Origin of the sequence: Paraburkholderia sp. SECH4, assembly GCF_030511745.1 — a bacterium.
Taxonomy (GTDB): Bacteria; Pseudomonadota; Gammaproteobacteria; order Burkholderiales; family Burkholderiaceae; genus Paraburkholderia; species Paraburkholderia madseniana.
Genome location: NZ_JALOCP010000044.1, coordinates 25,580 through 52,323 on the forward strand (window position 1 = coordinate 25,580; position 26,744 = coordinate 52,323).

24 protein-coding genes, 1 tRNA gene and 2 pseudogenes are annotated in these 26,744 nt (G+C 61.2%); 9 read left to right on the top strand and 18 right to left on the bottom strand.

Annotation, left to right across the window (positions count from 1 at the left end; genetic code table 11):
• Positions 1-221 precede the first annotated feature (221 nt).
• Complete coding sequence (locus M0D67_RS35955) at positions 222-1,307, bottom strand: UvrD-helicase domain-containing protein (RefSeq protein ID WP_266241874.1); 1,086 nt, start codon at positions 1,305-1,307, stop codon at positions 222-224.
• 341 nt (positions 1,308-1,648) lie between these two features.
• Here M0D67_RS35955 and M0D67_RS42165 point away from each other — a divergent pair, with 341 nt between their 5' ends.
• On the top strand, positions 1,649-1,846 hold the full coding sequence (locus tag M0D67_RS42165) for a DUF6527 family protein (protein ID WP_367892358.1): 198 nt from the start codon (positions 1,649-1,651) through the stop codon (positions 1,844-1,846).
• Positions 1,847-2,059: 213 nt separating this feature from the next.
• On the opposite strand, the gene M0D67_RS35960 is transcribed toward M0D67_RS42165, so the two are convergent.
• The 9 genes from M0D67_RS35960 to M0D67_RS36000 all read right to left on the bottom strand — a co-directional run bounded on the left by M0D67_RS35960 (position 2,060) and on the right by M0D67_RS36000 (position 9,082).
• Entirely contained in the window at positions 2,060-2,770 is a 711-nt protein-coding gene (locus M0D67_RS35960; RefSeq protein ID WP_266241876.1) for a hypothetical protein, read from the bottom strand.
• Between the two features lie 422 nt (positions 2,771-3,192).
• Positions 3,193-3,396 carry an AlpA family transcriptional regulator gene (locus M0D67_RS35965; RefSeq protein ID WP_266241877.1) on the bottom strand — a complete coding sequence of 68 codons (204 nt, stop codon included), beginning with the start codon at positions 3,394-3,396 and terminating at the stop codon, positions 3,193-3,195.
• A 163-nt stretch (positions 3,397-3,559) separates the two neighbouring features.
• Complete coding sequence (locus M0D67_RS35970) at positions 3,560-4,900, bottom strand: integrase arm-type DNA-binding domain-containing protein (protein WP_266241879.1); 1,341 nt, start codon at positions 4,898-4,900, stop codon at positions 3,560-3,562.
• A gap of 201 nt (positions 4,901-5,101) precedes the next feature.
• Positions 5,102-6,286, bottom strand: coding sequence for an integrase arm-type DNA-binding domain-containing protein (locus tag M0D67_RS35975; RefSeq protein WP_266241880.1), 1,185 nt, complete (start codon positions 6,284-6,286; stop codon positions 5,102-5,104).
• A gap of 165 nt (positions 6,287-6,451) precedes the next feature.
• A tRNA-Ala gene (locus M0D67_RS35980) sits at positions 6,452-6,527 on the bottom strand.
• Between the two features lie 88 nt (positions 6,528-6,615).
• Positions 6,616-6,966 carry a c-type cytochrome gene (locus tag M0D67_RS35985; RefSeq protein ID WP_154558883.1) on the bottom strand — a complete coding sequence of 117 codons (351 nt, stop codon included), beginning with the start codon at positions 6,964-6,966 and terminating at the stop codon, positions 6,616-6,618.
• Positions 6,963-7,757: a BON domain-containing protein gene (locus M0D67_RS35990; RefSeq protein ID WP_154558884.1), complete on the bottom strand. Its 795-nt coding sequence runs from the start codon at positions 7,755-7,757 to the stop codon at positions 6,963-6,965. The genes M0D67_RS35985 and M0D67_RS35990 overlap by 4 nt, the downstream gene beginning before the upstream one ends.
• 26 nt (positions 7,758-7,783) lie before the next feature.
• Positions 7,784-8,371 carry a phosphoheptose isomerase gene (locus tag M0D67_RS35995; protein ID WP_097390968.1) on the bottom strand — a complete coding sequence of 196 codons (588 nt, stop codon included), beginning with the start codon at positions 8,369-8,371 and terminating at the stop codon, positions 7,784-7,786.
• Between the two features lie 228 nt (positions 8,372-8,599).
• Positions 8,600-9,082 carry a YraN family protein gene (locus M0D67_RS36000; protein ID WP_266241883.1) on the bottom strand — a complete coding sequence of 161 codons (483 nt, stop codon included), beginning with the start codon at positions 9,080-9,082 and terminating at the stop codon, positions 8,600-8,602.
• Between M0D67_RS36000 and rsmI the strand changes: the two genes are divergently transcribed.
• On the top strand, positions 9,081-9,959 hold the full coding sequence (gene rsmI, locus M0D67_RS36005) for a 16S rRNA (cytidine(1402)-2'-O)-methyltransferase (protein WP_097390966.1): 879 nt from the start codon (positions 9,081-9,083) through the stop codon (positions 9,957-9,959). The genes M0D67_RS36000 and rsmI overlap by 2 nt on opposite strands.
• A gap of 210 nt (positions 9,960-10,169) precedes the next feature.
• On the opposite strand, the gene M0D67_RS36010 is transcribed toward rsmI, so the two are convergent.
• Positions 10,170-10,802 (bottom strand): septal ring lytic transglycosylase RlpA family protein, encoded by a 633-nt coding sequence (locus tag M0D67_RS36010; RefSeq protein ID WP_266241885.1) that lies wholly within the window; start codon positions 10,800-10,802, stop codon positions 10,170-10,172.
• Between the two features lie 609 nt (positions 10,803-11,411).
• On the opposite strand from M0D67_RS36010, the gene M0D67_RS36015 reads away from it, so the two are divergent.
• The 3 genes from M0D67_RS36015 (at position 11,412) to M0D67_RS36025 (ending at position 13,231) form a co-directional block, all read left to right on the top strand.
• Positions 11,412-12,056 (top strand): MBL fold metallo-hydrolase, encoded by a 645-nt coding sequence (locus M0D67_RS36015; protein WP_097390963.1) that lies wholly within the window; start codon positions 11,412-11,414, stop codon positions 12,054-12,056.
• The gene (locus tag M0D67_RS36020; protein WP_266241887.1) at positions 12,053-12,682 is read left to right on the top strand and encodes an exonuclease; all 630 of its coding nucleotides are present in this window, start codon (positions 12,053-12,055) and stop codon (positions 12,680-12,682) included. The genes M0D67_RS36015 and M0D67_RS36020 overlap by 4 nt, the downstream gene beginning before the upstream one ends.
• A 90-nt stretch (positions 12,683-12,772) precedes the next feature.
• Entirely contained in the window at positions 12,773-13,231 is a 459-nt protein-coding gene (locus M0D67_RS36025; protein WP_012431468.1) for an Lrp/AsnC family transcriptional regulator, read from the top strand.
• A gap of 14 nt (positions 13,232-13,245) precedes the next feature.
• Here M0D67_RS36025 and M0D67_RS36030 read toward each other — a convergent pair whose 3' ends face one another.
• The 3 genes from M0D67_RS36030 to M0D67_RS36040 all read right to left on the bottom strand — a co-directional run bounded on the left by M0D67_RS36030 (position 13,246) and on the right by M0D67_RS36040 (position 16,108).
• The gene (locus M0D67_RS36030; protein ID WP_266241889.1) at positions 13,246-14,490 is read right to left on the bottom strand and encodes a cation diffusion facilitator family transporter; all 1,245 of its coding nucleotides are present in this window, start codon (positions 14,488-14,490) and stop codon (positions 13,246-13,248) included.
• Positions 14,491-14,747: 257 nt separating this feature from the next.
• Positions 14,748-15,050 (bottom strand): H-NS family nucleoid-associated regulatory protein, encoded by a 303-nt coding sequence (locus M0D67_RS36035; RefSeq protein WP_054037926.1) that lies wholly within the window; start codon positions 15,048-15,050, stop codon positions 14,748-14,750.
• 395 nt (positions 15,051-15,445) lie between these two features.
• Positions 15,446-16,108 (bottom strand): HugZ family protein, encoded by a 663-nt coding sequence (locus M0D67_RS36040; RefSeq protein ID WP_154558891.1) that lies wholly within the window; start codon positions 16,106-16,108, stop codon positions 15,446-15,448.
• A 125-nt stretch (positions 16,109-16,233) separates the two neighbouring features.
• Here M0D67_RS36040 and M0D67_RS36045 point away from each other — a divergent pair, with 125 nt between their 5' ends.
• Positions 16,234-17,445: an MFS transporter gene (locus M0D67_RS36045; RefSeq protein ID WP_168435586.1), complete on the top strand. Its 1,212-nt coding sequence runs from the start codon at positions 16,234-16,236 to the stop codon at positions 17,443-17,445.
• A 566-nt stretch (positions 17,446-18,011) separates the two neighbouring features.
• A pseudogene (locus tag M0D67_RS36050) lies at positions 18,012-19,418 on the top strand (collagen-like triple helix repeat-containing protein); the annotation flags it as partial.
• Positions 19,419-19,509: 91 nt separating this feature from the next.
• Here the strand turns inward: M0D67_RS36050 and M0D67_RS36055 are convergent.
• The 3 genes from M0D67_RS36055 to M0D67_RS36065 form a co-directional block, all read right to left on the bottom strand.
• Positions 19,510-20,526 (bottom strand): cupin-like domain-containing protein, encoded by a 1,017-nt coding sequence (locus M0D67_RS36055; RefSeq protein WP_168435587.1) that lies wholly within the window; start codon positions 20,524-20,526, stop codon positions 19,510-19,512.
• A 141-nt stretch (positions 20,527-20,667) separates the two neighbouring features.
• Positions 20,668-21,813 (bottom strand): branched-chain amino acid ABC transporter substrate-binding protein, encoded by a 1,146-nt coding sequence (locus M0D67_RS36060; RefSeq protein ID WP_154558892.1) that lies wholly within the window; start codon positions 21,811-21,813, stop codon positions 20,668-20,670.
• Positions 21,814-22,245: 432 nt separating this feature from the next.
• Positions 22,246-23,349, bottom strand: a complete 1,104-nt coding sequence (locus tag M0D67_RS36065) for a nitronate monooxygenase family protein (protein WP_171925059.1) — start codon at positions 23,347-23,349, stop codon at positions 22,246-22,248.
• A 275-nt stretch (positions 23,350-23,624) separates the two neighbouring features.
• On the opposite strand from M0D67_RS36065, the gene M0D67_RS36070 reads away from it, so the two are divergent.
• Both M0D67_RS36070 and M0D67_RS36075 read left to right on the top strand, forming a co-directional pair.
• Positions 23,625-24,323: a dienelactone hydrolase family protein gene (locus tag M0D67_RS36070; protein ID WP_154558894.1), complete on the top strand. Its 699-nt coding sequence runs from the start codon at positions 23,625-23,627 to the stop codon at positions 24,321-24,323.
• Positions 24,324-24,352: 29 nt separating this feature from the next.
• Positions 24,353-25,873 (top strand): amidase, encoded by a 1,521-nt coding sequence (locus tag M0D67_RS36075; protein WP_171925058.1) that lies wholly within the window; start codon positions 24,353-24,355, stop codon positions 25,871-25,873.
• Positions 25,874-26,053: 180 nt separating this feature from the next.
• Here the strand turns inward: M0D67_RS36075 and M0D67_RS36080 are convergent.
• Positions 26,054-26,589: pseudogene (locus M0D67_RS36080) on the bottom strand (MFS transporter); the annotation flags it as partial.
• Between the last annotated feature and the right edge of the window lie 155 nt (positions 26,590-26,744).

The following is a 26,744-nucleotide window of genomic DNA, read 5'->3' on the forward strand; positions in this document are numbered from 1 at the left end:
TCAGCGCGTTGTTTGTCGACTATCGCGACAGCTGGCGCCAGCGAGTTCCCTGCCCCGTTGCTGAATCCCAATACGATACCACCGCTAACAATCGGCTCGGATATCTGATTTGCAGGCGCAAGGACATTGGACGATGCGTCCTGGGTGCCGAGGAGAGCCGTGGCTACATTCCCTCTGTCGACAGAAAACCATACGATTGAGCTTGAGGTCATGAGCAGATTTTAAAAAAGGTCGTCCAAGGTGGGTTCAGCGGGTTCTGCGAATGCTGCATCTAGAAGCGGAGGCACCGAACCCGTCGAATAGGCCGTCAAGCTGGTCTTAGCCCGAGTTACAGCAGTGAACAGCTTCTCGGGACGCGCACTCCGAAGCTTTTCGACAAACATTAGGTGCACCGCGCGAAATTCCAGCCCCTTGGCCGAGTTCACCGTAATGACACATACCCTTTGGTTGACGTTGAAGGAGCGGTCGCCTTCGCGCCCCGGCTCATGGTAACTAACGACGTCAGAAAACTCCGTGGTCGTCAGCCTCTCCTTTACCCTCTGGATATCAGCGTTGGCCGGAACGAGCACACCGAGCAACTCGTCTGGATAGGCCCTCAATTGCCGTTTGATAGCGATGACGAGCCTGTCAAGTTGCTCATCGACCGAAGCACAAGGAATCAGCTTGGCCGACGACGGCTTGGCACCCTCATCGTATTTACATCTTGATAGCAAGCTGTCGGCCGGGTCAGCAGGAGGCGAGATGCAGTCTGCCACCTTACAGATGGCATGGCCGATTCGATAGTGATATGGAAGCTGAAACGTATTCAGTCCCAGTGCCTTCGCCGACGCTATACCCCTGCCCGCCTGAAGTTGCTGCTTCCCGTCGCCGGCCAGAATCAACCTCGGCGTGATTCGCCGCATAAACTCCAGCTCCTGCGCACTCAGGTCCTGCACTTCGTCGACAAGTATTGCTTGGTAGCGCTCGGGCCCGAGTTCGTCAACGAATTCTGACAAAATCTCGGCGCAACGAGCGCTACTCTCGCCGAAATCCCCCTGCATTGCTTCGGAAGCACGCGATGGTCTGTATTGACGGATAAGGTCCAACGACCATTGGCGGTGAGTCGCGATGTGGTCAATTTCTAGCACTTGTTTGACCGCCACCCCTGTCCTAATGAATTCAGTAAGGGAACGCCCAACCGTCAATACGACGACGTTCTTGAATCTCTTTAGAAAGAGGTACTGCGCCCGCAGCAGTAGGATATTCGTCTTGCCTGAACCCGGTCCCCCGGTCACAAGAAAGGAATCGTCAACGCCAACCTTGTTCACGATATGTGCTTGTTGCGGGTCTAGCTGTTCGGCCTTAGTCCACCACCCTGCATCCACTTTTATTCCCCGTCTCTCAAATCGGAGTTTGTATTTCGATTGCCAGCAAGTCCTGTCTTTTATTGATAACTGACAACCATCGGTAAAACTGGCCCTTCGACAGTATATCCGCCTAACGTTTCAACATCACAGGAAAGGCCACCGACGTGGTCGATAGCCCAAGATGGCTCAGCCCTGAGCATCTTCCGTGGGTTTGAATTCCCGGGTGGTGAGGCTGAGCCCGGTTCGGCCGATACACAGTCGTCGCCGTTGACGACCTGCCCAATGAGGTCCAGGCCCATAAGTTGTACGCGGTCGGGGAATGTGGGCAATTTTGGCTCGCGGCCCTCATGTGTCCATGTGGATGTGGCGATACCATCCAGCTCCCGGTGATTGAAGGACAACGCCCACCCACGTTGGACCCTCACGCAGAAAAGCATCCGCCTTCCGAGCCTCTCTCCGTCTGTCGACCGCACGGTCGGCTGCCGCTCCATTCTGGCTGAAGCACGGTAGTGAAAAACGCTGAGGTGACGCTCGCTGGAGATGTCACGTGAGTGCTACCGGCGGGCACACGACGCACGCCCCCTGCGACAACCTCGACGCTCGACCGCGAGCCAATTGAACTGAAGCCTGCGCCATTCTGACTACGCCGCAGCGGCTGCTGCCAGGACCAGCAGCCAGACATCATCCCGCTGGGACACGGCGGGATGCACACCTTAGGCTTCTCCGGTCACCTGGACCCCACCCGGTACCTCGGCGATGCCAGCCGGCCAGCCCGCCAGCGGTTCAGGCAGATAGTCGTCAAGCTGGTCAGCCATATCGCCCACGCGTTCCAGCTCCTCCGCGAGTGCCGTCACCCGCGCCCAGACGGACGGCGTGCGCAAGGTCTCATCCGTCACCCGCACGAGATGCTCGAGCGCTCCCGGCGGTAACAGCTGCGATATCCCATCGGCCACTGCCAGGTCGTGCTCGAACTCGGCGTCGGCTTGGGCCGCCTCCATTTCAAACGCGCGCTGCGCGTAGACAGTTCCTGCAACCGGGCCAGCCAGTCGGCTGCACACGTGCGCCCGGACCAGGCGGCGCCATATCTCCAGGTTTTCACTCGGGGATTTTGGCTGTTGCCCCTTCAGCACGACGCTGCGCGCCTGCTCCACGAGCCGCTCGAATCCTTCGCGGTTACTTACGAACTGCTCCGTCTCTTCATCCCACTGGACATGCATGGTCACGGACGGCTCGTCCGACGCTTCGCAGATACCGAGCAGGTCAACCTTCTCACGACCTTTCCGGGGTTGATAGCGCCACGCGCTGCTGCCGGTCGGGGCAACAGCCACGCGATAGACATGCGCGCCCCCAAGGGCATGGATGATGGCGCGTCCGGCTTCACGAAAGCAGATGGCACGGCGGTGTTCTTGGGTCAATTCAGGCATGACGTCAAAGGTTCCTGCGGTTGGAGTGGTACGGACAATTACATTTCATCTGTTCCTTTATCGGCACGCCCCTCGCAATCCTTAAGCCCGGGACGCCAGCCGCGAGGTTCCGCGGTCCAAACCCAAACGGCTCCGGACGACCCCGTCGCAATCGTCACGCATCTCCTCACACCAGCACCTGCGCTGCCGTGCCTGCCGGAAACTGGACCGTGTCGGGCAAGCATGCCCGTATCCCGCCTGCCTCCCAAGTGTCATTGCGTCGACTCGACAGCGCCCGGCCCGAAATCGTACCGGGCGAGTTCTTGCGCGCGGTTGCTTGACCTCTACTTAGAATGAGAGACGTAGCAACACGCGTTCGTAAGGTAGGAACGCGCCCGCTCGAACTCTCGCCCTCGAGCAGGCGCACGAAATTCACGGATACGCTATTCAGACGGAGACACATCCGGCACACCGTGACTGACAATCCGCTGAATATCACTTGCCTTCCAGGCAACGCAGCGAGGACCGAGAGAAACCGGCTCCGGATAGCGGCCTTTTTTCACTCCCGCATACCAGGTGGCACGGGAAACAGGAACAAGCGCCAGCACTTCCGGAAGGCGCAAAAGAAAGTCATGCTGTGTTTGCATGTGACCATCCCCAAAAATATTGCCCTGGAGATATTTCCTGGCTCTACGAATAAACCGTAGAAATACTGCTCGAATTTTTCCTATACGCCGCCGGAGTCGGGCTTGCCGGCGGCTGTCATCTATTAGCGGCAGAAGAAGTCATCGTCCACCACCAGGCGCACCGTCAAGCGGTTTCTACATCGACTAACGCCTCGTCTTCGGCACCTTCACGCAGGCGGTCCAGATAGTCCGCCCATTGCTGCATCATTCGTCGCCTATCGGCGAGAAATCTCGTGCGGTTATATGCGCCCCCCAGCGGGTCAGGAACACGGTGAGCCAACTGATGCTCAATCACTTCAGGTGTGAAACCCAGACCTTCGTGCAGGATGGTCCGAGCCATGGCCCGGAAACCGTGCCCAGTATGTTGCTCACGGGTGCTATATCCCGCGCGACGCAACGCGGCGTTCACCGTGGCGTTAGACATCGGCTTTTTCTTATCAGCCACGCCAGGGAAGACGTACCCATGTCGCCGGGTGAGCAGCTGCAACTCACGCAGGATTACGACCACTTGGGTTGCCAGCGGAACCAGATGAAGAACAGGCGGGACCGAAGTGTCAAAATTCTCGCCCCTCTTTTCAGGAATGTAATTCCACTCCCCCTTCTCCAGGTCGATGTCATCCCAGCGCATCATGCGCAGTTCGCCGGGACGACAAAAGACGTAGGGGCTGATTCTCAGGGCGCATTTGACAGGGAAGGTCGCACTGACCTCATCCATCGCGCGGAGCAACGGTCCCACCTCTGCCGGATTGGTAATGGCAGCGAAGTGCCCGGGCCTGGCAGGTGCCAACGCTCCGCTCAGGTACACGGTAGGGTTGTTTTGCGCCCGACCGCAGGCGACTGCGTAGTTGAACACCTGCGAGCAATTCTGCTTTGCGCGGTGCGCGGTATCTTTGGCCCCGCGGCCCTGTATGCGTTGAAGACAGGCCAGCACCTCAGGTGCGGTGATTTCCGCGATGGGCCGCTTACCCAGCCACGGGAAAATGTCGTTCTGGAGGCGGGCGAAAACTTTCTCCCGGTGCGATTTCGCCCTAGTGGACATCATCCGCTCAAACCAATCGCGCGCGACGGCTTCAAAGGTACTAGCGACGCTCTCAAGTCTCGCGGCCTTGGTGGCTTTTCTATGCGCACTCGGGTCAATACCGTCGTCCAGCAGTTCGCGCGCAGCGTCTCGCCTTTTGCGCGCCTTCTCCAACGCGGTTGTCGGGTATTGGCCTAACGAGACTCTTTTCTCTTTCCCGTCGAACCGATACTTGAGTCGCCAAAGTTTCGACCCGCCGGGAGTAACTTCGAGATACAAGCCCCTGGAATCATAAACGCGATAAACCTTGTTACGCGGCTTCGCGTTTTTGATGGCAAGGTCCGTGAGCGGACTGTGAGCATTGCGCTCAACCGCAACCGGGCGTTGAGCAGGGAAAAGCGCCACTACATTAGAATGGCGCACAATGGAGTCGTGCAAGTGTTGCATTCGACTATCTCCGCAAATAAAACCCCTGGAGATATGTCCTCAATCCACACATTAATCGTGGAAGTACTGCCTCAATTTTTTCCTGGAAGCTGCTGGAGCAGGGCTTGCCAGCAACCTGTCGTCCAGTGACGACGAAGCAAGTATTATCGACCGGCCAGAAACCCGTCAAGCGCTTTTTTGAAGCGTCTGGAACACCCTTTTTTAGTTTTCACGCAGGATGTCTAAATAGTCCGCCCATTCCTGCATCATTTTCCTGCGGTCATCGAGAAATCTCGTTCGGTTATAAGCTGTGCCCAATTGGTCGGGGACGCTATGCGCCAACTGGTGTTCGATGACTTCCGGCTTAATGCCAAGTCTTTCGTGCAGTATCGTGCGAGCCATTGCCCTGAAACCGTGGCCAGTCTGCTCGTCTCGGGTACTAATGCCTGCCCGTCTTAACGCGACATTCACTGTATTGCCTGACATGGGCTGAGCCTTGTCGTCCCTGCCGGGAAAGACATATGTCCAACTCCCGGTCAAAGGCTGCAACTCACGCAGGATGGCGACTGCCTGTGATGCCAGCGGGACGATATGGGCTGTTTGGGTCTTGCCGACGATATAGCGCCACTCGGCTGCGTCGAGATGGACCTCACTCCATCGCATCGAGCGCAACTCGATAGGCCGACAAAACAGATATGGGGCAAGCCTGAGCGCACACCTGACAGGAAAGGTGGCGTTCACCTCGTACATCTTGCGCAGCAGCGGGCCAATATTCTCGGGTTCCGTTACCGCTGCAAAATGGCCCGGTCGGGCTGGCGGCAGCGCCCCCCTCAGATGGTCAGCGGGATTGCCGTGTGCTTTGCCGATAGCCACCGCGAACCGGAACACTGCCGAGCAGTTCTGCAGCGCCCGATGCGCCGTATCACGCGCACCGCGTTCCTCGATTCGTCTTAGGCAGGCGAGTATCTCGGGCGCGCTGATTTCAGATATGGGCCGCTTGCCCAGCCACGGGAATACATCGTTCTCGAGCCGCGCAATGACTTTGTCTTTGTGCGATTTCGCCTTGTCGGACATCATCCGTTCGAACCACTCCCGGGCGACCGCCTCAAAATTGTTGGCCGCGCTTTCGAGCCTCGCCGCCTTGACCGCTTTCTTGTGCTCGCTCGGGTCGATGTCGTCGGCCAGCAGCTTGCGCGCGTCGTCGCGCTTGGCCCGTGCATCCTTCAGGCTGACGTCGGGATACCGACCAAACGAGAGCCTCTTTTCTTTTCCGTCGAAACGGTACTTCCACCGCCACAGCTTCGACCCGCCGGCGGTAACCTCGAGATACAGGCCGCCGGCGTCCCACAGGCGGTGGGTTTTTCCGGTTGGCCTGGCGTTCCTGATGGCGACGTCCGTGAGGGGCATTGGGGGCATCCTGAGTTGGAAGCAGAGGCCGATGCCCCTTATCCTGCCCCGAAGAGCATCAAGATTCCACTAGACGTAGCTGGACAACCGTGGACGTAAAAAAGGCCGGAAGCCTTATGGGATAAGGACTTTCCGGCCTTCGCTGGACTTAACCAGACTTGAATTTGGTGGAGAGGAGGAGGATCGAACTCCCGACCTTCGCATTGCGAACGCGACGCTCTCCCAGCTGAGCTACCCCCCCAACGTGCAAACAATTCTAGCACAGGCATTTTGCGTTTTGCCAAGCCCCCGCGGCGGTAAAACCCGGAGGCAAAACGGGCGGCAAAACATCACTTCGACGGCGCCCCAGCCAGCACCCAATCCACTACCGTGCGGATGTCCGCATCGCTCATCGATTGATGCGCCGGCATCGGAATCATCCCCCATACACCGGAGCCGCCGTCCTTCACCTTGCGCGACAATTTTGCCGGCGCTTGCGCATCGCCCTTGTACTTCGTAGCGATCTGCTGGAACGACGGACCGACCAGTTTTCGGTCTACCGCGTGACATCCCATGCAGGCATTCGAGTTAGCAACGATCTGACCACGCGGTGCATCGGCCGCACGCGCTGAAGAGGCAAAAGCACCGGCCAACGCGCTAGCCGTCAACATCGCGACAACGAAAGCAACGCCCCGCTTCATGGCGTCGTCGCCTTCGGATTACCCGGATGCACCGCGTTCGAATTGCTGACCGGCGCCGGCGCCTGCTGATCGAGCGGACGCGAACTCACCGATGAATCGGGGATCGCACCGACAGTCGGCGCACTCGCGTCCGGCTGCGAAGCGGCAACCGGTGCGGTCGCCGCCGCAGCGGCAGCAGCCGCCGCTTCCTGCGGCTGAATGTACTGGAACACCTTCACGACCTGCGTGACACCCGGCACGCGGCTCGCGACGTCGGCGCCGCGATTGCCTTCGTCCATCGTGACAAGCCCCATCAGATACAGCGAGCCGCGCTCGGCCACGACCTTGAAGTTGTTCGCCGAAATGTTCTTCTCGGCGATCAGCGCGGTCTTCACACGCGTTTCCAGGTACGTATCATTGGTGCGCGACGAGAACGAGCTGGCCGGCATGATCGCCAGTTCGTTGACGATCGTGTTGACGTTGTTCAAGCCACGCACGATGCTCTCCGCGCGTTGCTTCGAGACGTCACCCGCCACTTCGCCGGTCAGCAGCACGCGGCGGTTGAACACCGTCACATTGACGTGCGCGTTGTCAGGCAAGTTCTGGCTGATCTGCGACATCGCCTTCACCTGCAACTCGCGATCCTCGGTCTGCGCGCCGAGCGTGCGCCGGTCGGTCGCCACCAGCGCGCCGCCGCCCGCCGCGCCGGCAACGGCGAGAAAGCAACCCTGCAACGTCGCGGACAGTCCCGCGGCGAACCCGACCACCAGCACGGTTCTCACCAGTGTCTTCTTGACGCGGAATACGCTCATCAACTAGCTCTCCTTCGGAATCAATCTCAGTCTTCGCCCAGCAACATGGCATCGATGCCGTCGCACAGACAATGGATGGTCAGCAAATGCACTTCCTGAATACGCGCGGTGCGATCGGACGGCACACAAATGTGAATATCGGTATCGCCCAGTACTTCCTGCATACGGCCGCCGCCTTTACCGGTCAGCGCGACCACGATCATTTCGCGTTCGTGCGCGGCCTCGATCGCGGCCAGCACATTGGCGGAATTGCCGGACGTGGTGATCGCCAGCAACACATCGCCTGGCTGGCCAAGCGCCCACACCTGCTTCGAAAAAATCTGCTCGAATGAGTAATCGTTGGCGATGGCAGTGAGCACGGACGTGTCGGTGGTCAGCGCAATTGCCGGCAAGCCCGGGCGCTCACGCTCGAAGCGGCCGATCAGTTCGGCGGCGAAATGTTGCGCGTCGGCCGCCGAGCCGCCGTTGCCGCACGCCAGAATGCGGCTGCCGTTGGCAAGCGCAGCGAACATCGTGTCGATCGCAGCGGCGATCGGCATCGACAGGGTTTCGAGGGCTTCGAGTTTGACTGCCGCACTGTCGCGGAAGTGTTGTTGAATGCGTTCGACTGACATCGAGTCTCTATTTTCTACCGCGAATGGACCGCAATGCGCGGCCGTGTTGTGAAGTCGTATTGCGAAGTCGTGCCGCTCTGATGAACCATGCCGGCAACACAGTGCGGATGCGCAAAAACATCGCGAAATGCGCTACCTCGTCGCTGCTTTCTATACGCCGGTGTGGTTCACGAGGCCCGCACGCGAGCGCAAGTTTATCGCACTCACGCGCGTTCTCCCCGCACTGCATCAGACTTCGTCAGCGCGAAACGCATCGCGCAGCCACACGAGCCGACCCGCTTCGAACGCAATCACGTCGAAACGGCATGCGGGCTCATCGTGCGAACGCCTGCTGCGGGTTGCCAGGTAATGCCGCGCGGCACGCACGATCCGCTGCTTCTTTTGCCAGCCGATGCTCGCCGCCGCGCCGCCATAATGCTGCTGCGCACGCGCGCGAACTTCGACGAACACCAGCGCACCGTCACGGTCGCGCATCACCAGATCGATCTCACCGCCCCGGCACAGCACGTTGCGCGCGACGAAACGCAAACGCTGCCGCTGCAAAAACTCCATCGCACGCGCCTCGAAAGCCGCGCCGACGAGTTTGGACCCGGTTGGTCTCGAAAAGTTGTGGCCGTCGGCCCGCGCACTCACCTGCCCACCACCCGGTTCACGCGCCGCTGCGTGGCACAATGGCGGCCTCGTTCTGTCTGTCTGCGTCTTCTGTCTCATGACTCCTCTCTCCGAACTCGCGCAGGGGCAGCAGTACCCTGCCGCCGCGCTGTATGTGGTGGCCACGCCGATCGGCAACATCGCCGACGTCACGCTGCGCGCGTTGCATGTGCTCGGACTGGTGGACCGCATCGCCGCCGAAGACACCCGCAACACCGGCCAATTGCTCGCGCGCTACGGCATCTCGAAGCCGCTCGTCGCGGTTCATCAGCACAACGAGCGGGCCGCGGCGCTGCGCCTGATCGAACACTTGCAAGCGGGCGAACGCGTGGCCTACGTATCCGATGCGGGCACGCCCGGCATCTCGGACCCCGGCGCAAAACTCGTCGACGCGGTGCGCGAAGCCGGTTTCCCGGTCATTCCGCTGCCCGGCGCAAGCGCGCTCGCCACCGCATTAAGCGCGGCCGGCGACTGGGTCGCGACGTTCTCGTTCCTCGGCTTCCTGCCGCCGAAGGCAAAAGCACGCGCCGCGGCACTGCAAGCGCTCGCGAACCATCCGCACGCGATGGTGTTCTACGAAGCGCCGCACCGGATCGTCGAAACGGTGCAGGCGTTGGCCGACGCATTCGGCGGCGAGCGCAAGCTGCTGATCGCACGGGAATTGACGAAGTTACATGAAGCGCTGCACCGCGGCACCCTGGCCGAAGGGCCAACGTGGCTCGCGGCCGATCCGAACCGGCAACGCGGTGAGTTCGTCCTGGTGGTGGAAGGTGCGCAGCCGGAAGCCGCTGGCGAACACGATCACGACGCGTTACTGGGCATCCTGCTGGAAGAGTTGACGGTGAGCAGCGCGGCAAAAGTTGCGGCAACCCTCACCGGTGCATCGCGCAACGCGCTCTACACGCGCGCTTTGGCGCTTAAGAAAGACGAGGAATAAAGCGGACGGGAAGGGATGTGCGCCAGCGGATCAGGCTCGCAGCGCGAGCCAGGACCGCAAGGAATGAGCGGCTGCGTGCAGCCACGGTTGATGAGCAAAGACAAAGGGCCGCGCGAAGCGGCCCTTTGTCTTTCGGCGAACAACGGCGCGAGTTAGCGCCATGTTGCCCGGCGTCACGAGCGCGTCAGAGGCGCGCCCGCGGCCCCTGCATTATTTCTCTGCGCTCGAACCTGAGTTCGACGCCAGCGTTTCATTCAGTTCAGCGCGTGCTTCCTGACTCGTCAACCCTTCGATCTTGACTCGCGCCGTACCGGCATGACGCATGTCGAGCGCGGCGGCGGCGGCCATCGACAGGTCAATGATCCGGCCACGCGCATATGGGCCACGGTCGTTGATGCGCACGACAACCGAGCGCGACGTAGCCGGATTGGTCACGCGAACATACGAGCCGAGCGGCAACGTGCGATGTGCCGCGGTCAGCGCGTGCATGTCGAAACGTTCGCCGTTGGCCGTGCGGCGGCCATGGAAGCCGCGGCCGTACCACGAGGCGCGACCGGTCTGCTGAAAGTCCGAAATGCCCGAACCGCCGTCAGTCAGCGGCTTGGCATCGGCCAGCGACGAGCCTTTGGCGGCTGCGTCGGATGCCGGCGCGCTACCGAAAGCTTGCGGGCCGAAGGAACCTCCCTGCGCATTCTTCGTGCTCAGCGGTACGCCGCTTTCCGACGTGTTGCTCGCGCCCGGAGGCGTGGCGCAACCGGCCAGCACAAAAAAGGCAAAAAGAGTCCCCAGACCACGGGATAACCGAGTTTTCATAAGACGTGCAATCAAATTGTCGAGCCGCATCACGCGAAAAGTTGAGCGTGTTGCCTGCGACTCCGGCGGCAATGGACGACAACGCGCCGCGCAGAAAAGCGCAGTACGTCAAAGCCCGGATGCGGCTTACCCAGCCGCTACCGCACGGTTAATTTTCACGTCTGGCGCAACCTGTCCCCGGCAGCCTGACCAGACCCCACATGCCGCCATCGAACGTGGCAAACACGTTCTTGCACGCGGAACTCAGCGCGCAGGAACAGCGGCGTAGGCCCCACCCAGCGTCACGGAATTTAAGTCCGTTGCAGGCGCGCGGCGCCTGGCTGGGTAAGACGTGTGCATCGAATGCATCGATACCTGATGGCCGCCCAAAACTGCGACAGCCCATACTTGAGTGGCAATCCGCGTGCCCATTTTTGATGGGGACGCATCGCCGTGTGGCATGCACAATTCCTTGTGCATGGAGGCCATTATACCCAAAAGAAAATTTTGGGATGGCAAGCGACTGAAAACCTTGATGAATTTTCACTCTTGCTGCAAAAATGGGCAGCTCAAAGCCCGCTGCAGCGGGGCCTCAGCGCCCTCGACGAGCGTCGACGAGACGCCGGTACAATCAACGTTTTTCCAGCGGCGCCGTCATCCATGAAAGTCACCTTGATCCCCGTTACGCCGTTCCAGCAGAACAGCTCGCTGCTCGTTTGCGAGGCAACCGGACGCGCGGCCGTCGTCGATCCGGGCGGCGACCTGGATGTCATCCAGGGTGAAATCGCACGCCAGAATGTGACGGTCGAAAAAGTATTCCTCACGCATGGCCACATCGATCACTGTGCCGGCGCGAAGACGCTCGCCACACACTACGGCGTGCCGATCGAAGGGCCGCATCCCGACGAAAGTTTCTGGCTCGACAAGCTGCCGGATCAAAGCACGCGCTTCGGCTTTCCTGCTGCCGAAGCGTTCGAGCCGGATCGCTGGCTGCAAGACGGCGAGACCGTGCAATTCGGCGACGAAACCCTCGAGGTCTATCATTGTCCGGGCCACACGCCAGGCCACGTGGTGTTCTTCAGCCGCGCACATCGGCTCGCGCTGGTGGGTGACGTGCTGTTCGCCGGATCGATCGGCCGCACGGATTTTCCGCGCGGCAATCACGCCGACCTGGTCCGCGCGATCCGCGAAAAACTCTGGCCGCTCGGCGACGACGTCACCTTCGTTCCGGGCCATGGTCCCACCTCGACGTTCGGCGCTGAGCGCCGCACCAATCCGTATGTCGCCGACGGAGTCAAAGCATGAGCAGCGAAATCTACGTGAGCACCGATGTCGAAGCGGACGGCCCAATTCCCGGCCCGCATTCGATGCTCAGTTTCGCCTCCGCCGCATACACGGAAGACAAGCAGTTGATCGCCACCTTCTCCGCGAATCTCGAATTGCTAGACGGTGCTAAGCCGCATCCGGTGCAGGAAGCATGGTGGAAGACGCAGCCGGAAGCGTGGGAAGCCTGCCGCAAGGATTTGCAGGATCCGCAGGCCGCACTGACGGCCTATGTCGAATGGGTGGAGGCGCTGCCGGGCAAGCCGGTGTTCGTGGCGATGCCGGCCGGTTTCGACTTCACCTATATGTTCTGGTACATGATGCGGTTTGTCGGCCGCTGTCCGTTTTCGTGGTCGGCGCTCGACATCAAGACACTGGCCTTCGCACTGACTGGCCTGCCGTACCGCAAGAACATCAAGCCGCGCTTCCCGAAGCACTGGTTCGACGAACATCCGCACACGCATGTCGCGCTGGATGACGCGATTGAACAGGGCGCGCTTTTCTGCAACATGCTCAAGGATCTGCGCGCGGTCCAGGCAGCCACGCTGGTGGCCGCTAAAGATGGGGACGGCTCAGGACAAAACGCCGCTGAGGAACCGGCAAATTAGGTAATCTCCCTCGCCGAAGCCGTTTTACATTGCGTTTCGTTTTCGAGACCTCTACCATGCGTTGATAGGGCGACGCCAACGGAGGCGCAGTTGACACTCGATACGTTCTCTCAAAAAATCCTGCGCCTGCTGCAGCTCGACGCACGCCGGTCCGTGCAAGAAATTTCCGACCAGGTCGGCCTGTCGAGCACCCCGTGCTGGCGCCGTATCAAAGATATGGAGCAATCAGGGGTGATCCAGCGCTACACGGCATTGCTGGATCGCGAAAAGCTGGGGCTGCACGTCTGCGCGCTTGCGCATATCCATCTCACGCGCCACACCGAGGGCGGGGTCGAACAGTTCGAGCGGGAAATTGCCACCTGCCCGGAGGTCACCGAGTGCTACAGCACGACCGGCGAATCCGATTACATCCTCAAGATCGTCGCGCCGGACATCAAGGCGTACGACAGCTTTCTGCACGAACGCATCTTCAAGATTCCCGCCGTCGCGCAAGTGCGCACGAGCGTTGTGCTGCGCGAGATCAAATTCGATACGCAATTGCCGCTGTGAGACTGTAACCGCACTCACGTGGCGCTATGCGGTTGCTCAGCCTTGGCGCTGGCGATGGTGTCGCCGGGCCCTGCTTTCGTCGAGACGCCGCTTTCGGCCTGCAGTACGTCCACCCCCTGCAGCACGTCCAGCTTGCGGGCACCGAGACGGCGCCTGAGCGCGTCAAGATCGACACGAGCAAGACACGGCTCATCACTTTCGGCCGTGCGCGAGCCCGGCGTCGGCAAAACCACTTCGACATCGAGCCCCGTGCTCAAGTAGTGCATATTGACCGCCGCGGCCTTCACGCCACCCGCGGCGAGCGCAGCGTTGACAACGGCAACGACCCGCTCCCGGGTCGGCAGATTGACGGGCGGGCGCGCAACTGCGTCGTTCTCCGGGTCGACATGGATCAGCGCGTCGAGCACGCGGTTGTCGGCCAGCACGCGCAAGCGCGCCGATTCGGCGATGTAGTGCCCTTCCGATACCGAGATCAGCGGGTCGACCAGAATGTGCGCATCGACGAGAGCGAAGTCACCCATCTTGCGGGTGCGCATTTCATGCACGTCGCGTACGCCAGGCGTTGCGAGCAATAGCGCACGCATGTCGGTGGAGGTGGCTTCGTCGAGCGCGCGGTCGGAAAGATCTTGCAGCGCGTCCCAGCCGAACATCCAGCCCATGCGCGCCACCATGAAACCGACAATCGCCGCGGCGATCGGATCGAGCAGACGCACGCCTGCGAGGCTGCCGATAATGCCAATCGCGACCACCAATGACGAAGCGGCGTCCGAGCGTGCGTGCCATGCGTTCGCAATCAACATCGCTGAACGCACGCGTTGCGCTTCGCGCAGCATGTAGCGAAACAGGCTTTCCTTGAAAATCAGCACCAGCACAGCCACCGCGAGCGCGCTCATATGCACGGCAGGGATGCTTTGCAAATCGGCGAGACGCGTGCCGGCACGCCACAACATACCGACGCCGACCACAATCAGCAGCGCACCCAAAAACAATGACGCAACCGTTTCATAGCGGCTATGTCCGTAATTGTGATCCGCGTCGGGCTTGGCGCCGCTGTGCCGATTAGCGATTAGCACGACAAAATCGGAAATCAGATCGGCTAACGAATGGATACCGTCGGCGACCAGCGCCTGCGAATGGGCAAACACCCCGATGACGATTTGCAGCGCCATCAGCACCGTATTGAGCGCAATACTGACAAAGGTACTTTTGCGCGCGACGCGATGTTTCTCGACGGACTGGACGGCGGCGGTGGAAGGCATCTCTGAAACGACGTGAAGAGTTCAATGCCTGTATTCTACCCGGCCCATCTTGATATGCACTGGATAAACCACAAAAAAACCTTTTAAATCAGACGCTTATCTAAACGAAAAGCATTCGCATTCCAGTTTCATGGAACGCGTGTGACAAAGAGTCACGGCAATTTGCAGCGACAATAAAAAAACCGCGCCCTGACGGTACGCGGTTTTTTTCTGGTAACAGCAGGCGCTATATGCGCCACTGATTGACCGTATAACTATTACTTCTGGATCAGAAATTTCTCGCGATCCAGACCTGCGATCCAGCGCGGCGGCTTGCCGCGGCCCGACCACGTGCTACCGCTATCCGGATCACGATACTTCGGCGCGACGCCTGCACGCGGACGACCGGCCTTAGCAGCCTTGGCACCACGGCCACCACCGAGTTCAGTCAGCGAAATGCCGTAATCGGCCATTTTCTGCTTGATCTCATTCAACACTTCTGCATATTCACGCGACTTTGCTTCTTCGATCTGCTTTTCGAGCTTCTCGCGCTGGGCGAGTAGTTCCTTGTAGGAAGACATAGGTTCCCTTGTGGTTTGGATAAATGACTGCCAGTCTTAAGCCAGCTTGCCCTTTGAAGTGATCATGCCTCGGAATTTGATGGCGAGATTAACACAAAATAGAAAGACTACAAAAGCGCCGTCGTAAAATTAATCTCAATTCGTTTCAAAAAATTTCACTCCGACGCGATGTTACGCAGACCCTTTCAAATAGCTAATTTTCGCATTCCGCTGAAAAGCATGGTCGCACATCGATCATTATTGGATTAATTATCAAAAAATGAAATTTAAGATAAAAAAATTGTCCCAACATTTCATGCCATGAAAGCTTTAACATGAAACGTCGGAACATATTACGACCCGTGCTCTGCCTTGTTATTGCGGCATGAGTGTTTTCCCGAAACAGCAATCGAAACTTAATTAGCGTGGCGCTGGATGCAATCTTCGAGCGCCGCATGCAAGGTTTCGGTATTGCGTTTCGCATCGTCGAAGACAAAACGGGTACGCGCGCCGTCCAGCTTCAGATCAGCGCCATAGCGATCGACGCCGAGCAGTTGAAGTCCACTGGCGCCCGGGGAATGACCGGCGAAATGTTCGATCAGCGCATTTTCTTCATCGAAGCCGAGTGGCGGCAGTGGATCGAGTTCGGCGCCGTCGAGCCAGCCCATCGCACCGAAGCCGCCGATGTAGCGCAGCCGCTCGAGCCTCATTGCCCAGAACGTGAAATCGCCGAGAACCAGATACCGTTCGGCGTCCGGGTGATAGCGCAGATAGCGCTGTACGACTTCGGGGGTCGAGTCGACCGGTTCGAACGTGCCGAGCAAGGTGACGCGCTGGCCGCTCAGCACGTCGCCGTCCGGTGCGTCGACGACCAGAAAGCCGGCGCGCGGGTCGGCGTGCAGGTTGTGCGTATGCTCGGCGAGCCGGCTCACGAGGATCGTCGGACGATGCCGCGGATCCGGCGCGAACGGCAGCACCGAAGGATAAGGAAAGCCTTCCGGCTGACGCGCGTGAGTTGCGAGCGTACCGATAGCGGCCATATGAAGCAGATGCAGCGGTGCGTGAGCGGGAATGTTCAAGTTCGCGTTCCTCGATGGCCAGGCATTGGATCGATCTGCTCCAAGCATAAGACAGCGCGCTTCGTTAGAATCGGAAATTCGCTTTCAACGCGCTTTCTCACGCGTTCTCCCTCCTCGAGATTTCCGTGTCCGACCGCTCCGCCGAATTCGTCACTCTCCCCGCTGCTCATCGCGATCTCTCCGACACCGCGCGGCAGCGCGCCCGTATCGCCACGATGGCGCTGTTCTTCATCGCCGGCATGATGTACGCGTCTTGGGGCGTGCACGTGCCGACAGTGCGCGACCGCTTCCATTTGAACGCGGCGATGCTCTCCTACGCACTGCTTGCTCTCGCCGGTGGCTCGATCGGCGCAATGGCGGCGAATGCGTCCTGGATTGCGCGGGTCGGCACGCGCCGGGCCTGTCTGACGGGCGGTCTGGTGATGTCGGCATGTGCGGTGCTGATCCTGATCGTGCCGGCTTACTGGATGTTGCTGATCGTGCTGGCCGTCTTCGGTGCGGGCATGGCCACGCTCGACGTCGCGATGAACGCGGAAGCCAGCGCTGTCGAGAAAACGCTCGGCAAGCCGATCATGTCAGCGCTGCACGGCATGTTCAGCGTCGGCGGAATGGTCGGCGCGGCGGTGGGCGGCGTCCTGTTGTCGCGTGGCATGGCGCCGGCTGTGCATCTCACGCTGGCCGCGGCGATCAGCGCGCTGGTGCTGATTGCGGCCTGCCCTTCCGTACTGCCGCACGTGCCCCACGCCGACCATCCCGACGCCGCCACGCCGCGCGCCAACCGCTGGCGATCGCCGGCCTTGTGGGCGCTCGGTGCCATGGCGCTGGTCGCGCTGATCGCCGAAGGTGCGATGTACGACTGGGCTACCGTCTACATGCGCGACGTCGTGCTGTCCACGCCGGCCCTCGCGAGCGCGGCCTACGCGGCGTTTTCGGGCGGAATGGCGGCGGCGCGTTTCGCCGGCGACGCCGTGCGCGCCCGCTTCGGCGCACCGCAACTGGTGATGGCGAGCGCGTCGCTTGCCTGCGCGGGGATGGTCGGCGCACTGCTGCTGCCGAATCCGGTCATCGCCCTCATCGGCTTCACGCTGATGGGTCTCGGCCTCGCGAACATGATGCCCGTGCTGTTTGCGGCCGCTGCGAGCGTCAAAGGCATTCACGCGGCCGAAGGACTCGCGCATGTCGCCGGGCTGGCGTACTTCGGGCTGCTGCTCGGGCCCGTGATCATCGGCGCAGTGACGCAGGCGACCAGCTTGCCGATCGGATTGTCCGTGGTGGCCCTGTGTTCGGCGCTGATCGCGATCGCGGGTCCGAAGGTGCTGCGGCGTTTGAAGATCTGACGCAGACGCGCGCTGCTGTTGCATCGGCGGGCGTCACGCCATATGAAAACCCGCGCTCTTACGTTACGTTACGCGCGGCCTGAACGCTGATGTGTTCCCCGCCACATCGGCGGCATCAACACCTTCATCGCGTCACGCACCCTCTCCCAACCTCTTGATTTGTATGACCTTACTCATCGAATCGAGCATGCGAACACAAGTGGCATAGGCCTTGCAGTTAGCTTCCCAGCAATTTTCAAATTACGGGGGAGCAGACCATGAATCGCAATTTCAAACTGTCGGCGATCGCCATGTGCGTGACGTCGATGATCTTACTGACCGGATGCGGAAGCACGTTGACCGTCCCGAGCGCCAAGGCCGGGGCGGGTAGTGGTTCCGGCAGCGGCTCGGGCTCTGGTTCGGGAAGCGGCTCGGGAGGCGGAACGCCGACGCCGACGCCTACTCCGACACCGACGCCGACGCCTACTCCGACTCCGACACCGACGCCGACGCCGACACCGACACCGACGCCGACGCCGACGCCGACACCGACGCCGACGCCGACGCCCACGCCGACACCGACGCCGACACCCACTCCGACGCCCACTCCGACGCCGACGCCCACTCCGACGCCGACACCGACGCCCACTCCGACACCAACGCCGACACCAACGCCGACCAGCGCCAATCCGATCGGCGTCGTCGTCCAGAACACCAGCAACGTGCTGACCACAGCCGGCCAAACCGTCTCCTCGATCGGCAGCCAGATCGGCCTCACGCCGATCCCCGGCGCGAACCCGGCCACCACGACCGCGCTCGGCAACGTCGTCTCGAATCTCGGCGCCGGTGTCACCGCAGTCGGCACGGGTGCGGCGAACGGCCTCGGCCAGCTCGGCAATTCCACCGATCCGCTCGGCACGACGCTGGCGAGCAGCGGCGGCCTGATTTATAACGCAGGCCAGGCCGTCAACAGCGCCGGTCAGCTCGTGACGAGTCTCGGCAGCGGTCCCACCGCACCGCTCAGTCCGCTGACCACGCCGCTCGGCAGCACGGTCTCGACGCTCGGCATTGCAGTCAGCAGCCTTGGCACGCAACTGAGCTCGCAGCCGACGAACGGCCAGATCCAGCAAGTGACGCAAACCGTCAGCACCGCGATCACGCCGATCACCGCCACACTCGCGCAAACGACCCAAACCGTCGGCGATACGACCGGACTCGGCGCACCGCTGAACGGTTTGCTGTCGACCATCGGTCACGGCCTCGACACCGCGGGCAGCCAGGTCAGCAGCGCGACCAACAACCCGATCGGCCAGAACCTCGGCAATGTCGTGACCAAGCTCGGCGACACGGTCACGTCCGCCGGCGGCCTGCTGACAGCGGGCGGCACAAGCAGCAGCAACCCGCTCGGCGGCCTCACCGGCATCCTGAATCCGGGCGGCAGCGGTGGCGCAACGGGCAATCCGCTGGCGCCGTTGACCAGCATTCTCACCGCGTTGCCCGGCACCTTGAGCGGCGGCCTGACCGGCGGCAGCGGTTCGGGCAGCCCGCTTGCGCCAATTACCAGCGTCCTTAGCACGGTGACCGGCAGTCTCGGTGGCCTCGGCGGCAGCTCGGGTAGCAGCCCGCTTGCCCCCCTGACCAGCGTCCTCAACACCGTGACTGGCAGTCTCGGTGGCCTCGGCGGTAGCTCAGGCAGCAGCCCGCTTGCACCGCTGACCGGTGTGCTGAACTCGGTCACGGGCGCATTGAGCGGCGGGACCGGTGGCAGCGGCAACCCGCTGGCACCGGTGACGTCGGCAGTGTCGTCGCTGACAGGCGCGCTCGGGTCGGCTGCGGGCTCGGGCGGCACTGGCAGTACCAGCAACCCGCTTGCGCCGATCACCGGTCTGCTGGGCACTGTCACCGGCGCATTGACCGGTTCGGGGACCTCGACCGGCGGCACCACGGGCGGTGGCTTGCTCGGCGGTCTGGGCGGCCTGACGAGCAAGAAGTAACGAATACGAATAACGACAGCAAATAAAGACGCGAAAAAACAAGCGTCGAAGGGGGGCGGCGAGCCGGGTCAACCGGCTCGCCGTTTTTTTGTCACAGCTCGTGATATGTCACGTAGTCGCGCGAGAAGTCGTTACGCTGCAGAAAATTGGTGAACGTCATCGTCACCGATGCATCGAGTCCTTCCACGTAATGCCACCAGCCGATCGGCAGAAACAGTAATTCGCCGGGTTCGAGCGTGCATTCCATCAAATGCGCATTGCGCATCGACGGGAAACGCTCGTAGTCGATCGCACCGCCGTCCACCTCCGAATAACAATGCAGCATGTTCGCCATATGCGGCGTATCGGACAAGGGCACCAGCTTGATCTGTTTGCGGCCGATCACCTGCGCCATGAAGTTATTGGTCAGATCATGGTGAAACGGCGTCTTCGTTCCTGCCGGCCCCATCCAGAAAAAACCCGTATCGGGCGACTCGGCATCGAGATATTCGCGGATAGTCGGCGCGTCTGACCATAACGCCGCGAGGGACGCGCGATTGTGCGAAGTGTTATTGGCGGTCATGTAGAAATCGTTAGTCGGGCCGCTGCGCTCGACGAGATCGACATAATCGGCAAAGCGCATCATGCGCTTGAGCTTCGGCTGATTGATCTCATAATTCGCATCCGACTCGCGGCCGAACTGCACCTCGACTTCACAATCGCCGCACCGCTCGCGAAAGTAGTCGAAACTCCACTGCGTGCGCGCCGGCCAGAAATCGAAAGCGCCGGTGATGATGACCGGCCGGTTCTGAAAGTAGTACTGCTCAAAGAACTCGTCACGCGATAAACGCTCGCGCCGTTCGATCACGCCGCTTCCGGCGCGCATACGATTGAGCGTGCCGTACACCGACAATATCCATTCACGCTTGCGCAAACGATTGCGCAAGCGCACGGCACCCTCAAAGTAAGGACTCGCGAGCGCCGCCTCGATTTCGCGCGCGGCTTCGGCGGGGTCGAAACCATGTCCGACCAGCGCACCGTGCAGCGCAGGCGGCGGTGCGTCGAGCAGCAGATTCTCGGCAATCCAGCGGCGCCAGCCGTTGTCGATCGAACGGATCACAGTGGTCACGGCATTCTCCCAAACGATGTGCTCAAACCCGCTAGCCTCGCACGCAAACGCTCAAAAGAAAAGGCACGCGAGCCTTGCGGCGCGCGTGCCTTTTATCTGCTTGATCGAAGACAAACCAGGCTGTCTTCGGTCATGCGGCTCTTACATCTTCACTACGTCGAGCAGCGTCTTCTTGCCTGCCTTGTAGTTGTACAGCGAGATCACGCCGTGTTGAAGGTCGCCCTTCGAGTCGAACGTGGTTTCGCCGATCACACCCTTGTAGTCGGTCGCCGGCATAGCTGCCAGGATCTTCGACGGATCGGTCGAGTTCGAACGCTTCATAGCGTCGACGATGATGTACACAGCGTCATACGTGAACGGAGCGTAGATCTGGATCGGCTGACCGAAACGCTTCTGATACTTGGCGAGGAACGCTGCGCCGCCAGCCATCTTCTCGAGCGCCATACCGGCTTCCGAGCAGACGATGTTGTCGGTTGCGTCGCCAGCCAGGTCCGACAGCTTGTCGGTACACACGCCGTCGCCCGCCAGCACCTTCGCACGCAGGCCGAGCTGCTTGGCTTGCTTGGCGAACGGGCCGCCGGTTGCGTCCATACCGCCGTACATGATCGCGTCCGGGTTTTCGCCCTTGATCTTCGTCAGAATCGCGCGGAAGTCGACAGCCTTGTCGTTCGTCGCGTCATGCGACATCACGTTCAGGCCCAGCGACTTGGCGGTCTTTTCGAATTCGTTGGCGAGACCCTGGCCGTAAGCGGTCGAGTCGTCGACGATCGCGACGCTCTTCACTTTCAGACCCTTGGCTGCATAGTTAGCCAGCGCCGGACCTTGTTGCGCATCGGTCGCCACGACACGGTACGTCGTCTTGAAACCTTGTTGCGTGTAGGCCGGGTTCGTTGCCGACGGCGAGATCTGCACGATGCCAGCATCGCTATAGATCTTCGAAGCCGGGATCGAGGTGCCCGAGTTCAAGTGGCCGACCACTGCGACGACCTTATCGTCAACCAGCTTCTGCGCGACTTGCGTAGCCGTACGCGGGTCAGCTGCGTCGTCCTGTGCGTCGAGTTGCAGCGTGATTTTCTGGCCACCGATCGTCAGACCCTTGGCGTTGATTTCTTCAACAGCCAGACGTGCGCCGTTTTCGTTGTCTTTACCCAGGTGAGCGATACCGCCGGTCAACGGTGCAACGTGGCCGATCTTGACGACCTCGTCCGCCACCGCGCCCGTTGCCAACGACGCAAACAACATGGCCGCAGCGCTGATCGGCAACAGCTTTTGAATCTTGATGTTCATGTAAGTCTCCAGTTTCGGTCCCAAAAACAACGTAATCGCCCTGTGCCCCCGCTTCCCTACACGTGTCGCTCAGTCCCGTGGACGACCACGCCGGTTGCATCGTTCATGCACTTGGCCAGTACGTTCACCGGACTGTTTGTGGCAGACGGCAAACCGTACTTGCGCGCAAGTGTAGGCCATCAAATTAAATTGTGGGACTTTTTTGAGGAAGTGGGATGAACACTAATAGCGTTTATCCAACAGGAGTCGATCCCGGCTGGAAAGACAGGCTGGAAAGCACCAGCCCATGCGGGTTTCCGCTAGGTACGCCTATCGTCTAACAGCGCGGCCTAAAGCTTTTAGCGTGTTAAACCGTTAATGTTTCGAATAGGCTTTGTGCGTAAAAACAAAGCGCGTCGCAGTTGCTGCGACGCGCGTCTGAGCCATGCCGAATCAACGTTTGAGCGCGCCGATCCGTGCTGCCACAGCATGCCATTCCTGCTCGAGTTGCCCAACCAGTTCGGCAGCGCCGAGGCCTTCCCGGCGCTTGCGGCCAAGCGGCGCGCCCTGGCCTGACCACAGAGACAGATAGTCGCCGTTATCCGCGCGGCTCGCGGTTTGCCGCAGTTCCTGCGTCAAGGCGTTTTGCACCGGATAAGGCGCGACCTTATGCGCCGACTCGCTTAACCGCTGCATCAACGCATTGCGTATGCCGCGCGCATGACGGCCGGTGATCGCGCGCGTCACGGAGGTCGATGTGTCGGACATCGAACGTACTCGGGTTTTCCATGCCTGCGGTATCGCACTCTCCAGACAAGTGAGGAACGCAGTGCCCATCACCGCGGCTTGCGCGCCGAGCGCGAGTGCGGCGACGATGCCGCGTCCGTCCATGATGCCGCCGGCGGCCAGTACCGGCAGCCCGGTCGCATCGACGAGTTGCGGCACGAGCGCCATCGTGCCGACCAGCGCTTCCTCGAATGCGCCGATGAAGGTGCCGCGATGCGCGCCCGCCTCCGCGCCTTGCGCGGCGATGGCATCTGCGCCCACGTCGCGCCAGGCGACACCCTCGGCAACATGCGTCGCGGTGCCTATTACATATAGGCCGTTCGCATGCAGTCGGGCGACGTCGGCGGCGGAAAGCAATCCGAACGTGAAACTCGCCACCGGCACGCGCAATTCAATCAGCGTTTCCAGTTGCGCGCGAAAATCCGGCGCGTAGCGTTCGAGCGGCTGACCCGGCGGCAAACCGAGGTCCGTGCGCAATGGATCGATTGCTTCGAGCGCGTGACGCACGGTGGCTTCGTCCGGCGCGGCCGGCTCCAGTACAAACAGATTCACGCCGAACGGGCGATCCGTCAGCGCGCGAATCGCCGCGACTTCGCTTGCGATCTTCTCGGGCGACAGTGCCGCCGCCGCGAGGAAGCCAAGACCGCCGGCATTCGATACCGCCGCCACCATCGCAGGCGTCGTCGCGCCGCCGGCCATCGGCGCCTGCACGACCGGCACCCGCAACTCGAAACGCGCCGCAAACGGCGTCACAAAACTGCCTTCATTCATGATCGATTCCCTCTCCGGCAAAGCGCTCGTAGCATCGACGATGCCAGGACTTTAGACTCTACCGAGCCGTGCGCGCGCGGAGAAATGAATTATCGAGAATGTTTCAATCGCCTTACGAGATTATCGCCGCGCGGCGGGCGTCGTCAGGCCGCGCGCGGCCTCAATGCAAGCCGTTTCTTTTGATGGCAAACTGACCGCCCGTCTCAGGTATTCAGGCCTCTGGCATTCATTCAGACCGACCCCGCGCATCGACGCACGAGTAAATGGAGAGCAACATGAGCACGACTTCCCGCTGGATCGACATTCCCGTCGGCAACGACAGTTTCGGCGGCTATCTGGCGCTGCCCAAAGGCGGCAAGGGACCGGCCGTCATCATCATTCAGGAAATCTTCGGCGTGAACAGCCACATCCGCTCGGTCGCGGACCAGTACGCGCAAGACGGCTACGTCGCGCTCGCACCGGACATTTTCTGGCGCGTGCAGCCGCGCGTCGAATTGACGTATGACGGCGCGGATCGCGAGAAAGGCATCGAGTTGATGCAAAAGACCAATGTCGACCTGGCGGTGGCCGATATCGGCGCAGCCGCCGCGGCGCTGCGCGCGATGCCGGAAGTGACCGGCAAAATTGCGGCGATCGGCTTCTGCTTCGGCGGTCAGCTCGCGTATCTGGCCGCCGCGCAAGGCTCGCTCGACGGCGCGGTGGCGTACTACGGCGGCGGCATCCAGAACAAGCTCGAGCAGGCCGCGAAGATCAAAGTGCCGATGCAATTCCACTACGGCGAACTCGACGCGCATATCCCGCTGTCGGCCGTCGGCCAGATTCAGGAGCGCTTCGCCGGCCGTGCCGATGCGGAATTCAACATTTATCCGAACGCCGATCACGGCTTCAACTGCTCGGACCGCGCGTCGTATAGCCAGCCCGCTGCAGCGCTCGCGCATGGCCGCACGCTGATCTTCCTCGGTGAGCGGTTGTAATAACACTCGATAGCGAGGGTCCCTCCGTCGTGCAATCAGACTATCTCGCCCATGACGCCATCGGCCTCGCCGAACTGGTTCGAAGCCGCGAAGCAAGCGCTCGCGAATTGCTGGACATCGCGATCTCCCGCACCGAGGCCGTCAATCCCGCGATCAATGCGATCGTCCTGAAGGACTATGACGCCGCGCGTCAGCGTGCCTCGCGTGATGATGCGAACAGAGCGAACGGCGCGAACCAAGCGGATGGTGGCAGCACGCAAGCAGCGCTCGCGGGCGTGCCTTATCTGATCAAGGACCTGGGCGCAGCGGTCGCCGGATTGCGCATGTCGATGGGCAGCCGCCACTATCGCCATTTCATTCCTACCGAGGACGCACCGGTCGTCGCGCTCGCAAAGGCGGCCGGTCTCAACATCTTCGCCAAGACCAGTACGTCCGAACTCGGTCAGATGCCTTATACGGAGCCCGAATTGTTCGGCGCGTGCCGCAATCCGTGGAATCTCGACCACACGCCTGGCGGTTCGAGCGGCGGTGCGGCCGCGGCAGTGGCTGCGGGCATCGTGCCACTCGCGCATGCATCGGATGGTGGCGGCTCGATCCGCATTCCCGCTTCATGTTGCGGACTATTCGGCCTCAAGCCTTCGCGCGGACGTGTCCCGCGCGCGACACCGACTGCCGCAGTCGGTGAACTCGGCATCGATCACGCGGTATCGCGCAGTGTGCGCGACAGTGCATTGCTGCTCGATCTGCTGGCGGGCAACGCGGACAGGCCGCTCGGCGCGCCGGGCACTTTCCTTGGCGCCAGCCGCGAGCCATGCAAGCCGCTGAACATTGCCTACGTCACTGATCCGATGCTGGCCTTCTCGCTCTCCGCCGACTCGCGCGCCGCGCTCGAAGACGCCGCGCAACTCGCCAGTTCGCTAGGCCATAACATCGAACCGGTGTCGCTCGGCATCGATTTCGCGGCAGTCCGCCATGCGTTCCTGATGATCTGGTCGGTGACGGCGGAAGAAATGGTGCTGAACGCCGATCGCATCACCGGCCGCAAGCCGCTGCGCGACGAATTCGAAATCTCGACATGGACGATGGCGCACATCGGCCGCAAACTCGGCGAGCACGGCCTGCCCAGCGCACTGGAAGAACAGCGCCGCATCACAGAGCGTCTCACCGATTTGCTGAACCGCTACGACGTGCTGCTGTGCGCGACGCTCGCCGACGCGCCGATCAAGATCGGCGAAATGCACCCCACCTCCGCGGAGCGCATGCAGATGCGCGCCGTCACGGCGATGCCGCTCGAAGCCCTGATGAAGAAGGTGCTGACCGAAGCGTCGAACAAGGGGTTCGCATGGGCGGGATGCACAGCGTTGTTCAATCTGAGCGGACAACCGGCGATGTCGGTGCCGCTTTACTGGAACGCGCGCGGGCTGCCCATCGGCGTGCAGTTCGCCACGCGTAACGGCGGCGAAGCAACGCTGTTGCGACTGGCCGCGCAACTCGAAGCGGCGCGGCCGTGGTTCGACAAACGGCCACCGTTGATACCGGCACGCAGCTAGACGAACTGGCGCCGAACGACTGAACCCTCAAGCCGGTTTGCGCCGCGCATCGAGATCCGCGTGGCGCTTGCCGGGAATGCACGCCACTGCCACGATCGACAACGCCAATCCGCCCATCACGTAATAAGTCGGCGCGAGCGGCGAACCCTTAGTGTTGATGAGCCACGTCACGACAAAATTCAGCGCCTCGGGCGAGAGGCCGTGTGTGATCAACGCGCCAACCACCGCACCGAGCAGAAGCGCCGCCGCCTGGCTCGCCATCTGCCGTAGAAGCCGCGCTTCGAGAACGGCGCCGCTTCGATCAGCAAAGCTGTAGAACTGCCGAATTCACCACCGGCGGAGAAACCCTGCAACAGACGCCCGAGCACGATCATCAAAGGCGCGCCGATGCCGATCGCCGAATACGGCGGGGCAATCGCCAGCAGCAGAATGCCGAGCGTCATCAGCGCGATGACGAGCGATAGCGCCGCCTTGCGTCCCGCCCGATCCGCGTAAAGTCCAAGTACGATGCCGCCGATCGGCCGCATGACGAATGCGACGCCGAAGGTTGCGGTGGTCAGCAACATCGACGCATAGTCGTTTCCTGCTGGAAAGAATAATTGTGCGATCACCACCGTGAGGAAACCGAACACGGTGAAGTCGTACCATTCGAGCGCGTTGCCGATCACGGCCGCCATGACGGCGCGTGTATTGAGGCTCCGTAACGCTGGTGCCATTCGAATCTCCAGCCTGCGAAAAATGTCGCGTGGTACGGCGTCTCAGCGTAGATGTGCTTCAGCGTGCCTTAGTGCGCCCTGGCGCGAGAGAGAAAAACAATGCCCGCCGCCGCAATCGCATTGGAGTGTAAAGAGCGCACAAGCTGTTTTCAAGC

Bases quoted from the DNA above. Each gene is read 5' to 3' on its own strand.
- M0D67_RS35960 (WP_266241876.1), bottom strand. From the start codon at position 2,770: ATGCCTGAATTGACCCAAGAACACCGCCGTGCCATCTGCTTTCGTGAA.
- M0D67_RS35965 (WP_266241877.1), bottom strand. From the start codon at position 3,396: ATGCAAACACAGCATGACTTTCTTTTGCGCCTTCCGGAAGTGCTGGCG.
- M0D67_RS35970 (WP_266241879.1), bottom strand. From the start codon at position 4,900: ATGCAACACTTGCACGACTCCATTGTGCGCCATTCTAATGTAGTGGCG.
- M0D67_RS35975 (WP_266241880.1), bottom strand. From the start codon at position 6,286: ATGCCCCTCACGGACGTCGCCATCAGGAACGCCAGGCCAACCGGAAAA.
- M0D67_RS35985 (WP_154558883.1), bottom strand. From the start codon at position 6,966: ATGAAGCGGGGCGTTGCTTTCGTTGTCGCGATGTTGACGGCTAGCGCG.
- M0D67_RS35990 (WP_154558884.1), bottom strand. From the start codon at position 7,757: ATGAGCGTATTCCGCGTCAAGAAGACACTGGTGAGAACCGTGCTGGTG.
- M0D67_RS35995 (WP_097390968.1), bottom strand. From the start codon at position 8,371: ATGTCAGTCGAACGCATTCAACAACACTTCCGCGACAGTGCGGCAGTC.
- rsmI (WP_097390966.1), top strand. From the start codon at position 9,081: ATGACTCCTCTCTCCGAACTCGCGCAGGGGCAGCAGTACCCTGCCGCC.
- M0D67_RS36000 (WP_266241883.1), bottom strand. From the start codon at position 9,082: ATGAGACAGAAGACGCAGACAGACAGAACGAGGCCGCCATTGTGCCAC.
- M0D67_RS36010 (WP_266241885.1), bottom strand. From the start codon at position 10,802: ATGCGGCTCGACAATTTGATTGCACGTCTTATGAAAACTCGGTTATCC.
- M0D67_RS36015 (WP_097390963.1), top strand. From the start codon at position 11,412: ATGAAAGTCACCTTGATCCCCGTTACGCCGTTCCAGCAGAACAGCTCG.
- M0D67_RS36020 (WP_266241887.1), top strand. From the start codon at position 12,053: ATGAGCAGCGAAATCTACGTGAGCACCGATGTCGAAGCGGACGGCCCA.
- M0D67_RS36030 (WP_266241889.1), bottom strand. From the start codon at position 14,490: ATGCCTTCCACCGCCGCCGTCCAGTCCGTCGAGAAACATCGCGTCGCG.
- M0D67_RS36035 (WP_054037926.1), bottom strand. From the start codon at position 15,050: ATGTCTTCCTACAAGGAACTACTCGCCCAGCGCGAGAAGCTCGAAAAG.
- M0D67_RS36060 (WP_154558892.1), bottom strand. From the start codon at position 21,813: ATGAACATCAAGATTCAAAAGCTGTTGCCGATCAGCGCTGCGGCCATG.
- M0D67_RS36065 (WP_171925059.1), bottom strand. From the start codon at position 23,349: ATGAATGAAGGCAGTTTTGTGACGCCGTTTGCGGCGCGTTTCGAGTTG.
- M0D67_RS36070 (WP_154558894.1), top strand. From the start codon at position 23,625: ATGAGCACGACTTCCCGCTGGATCGACATTCCCGTCGGCAACGACAGT.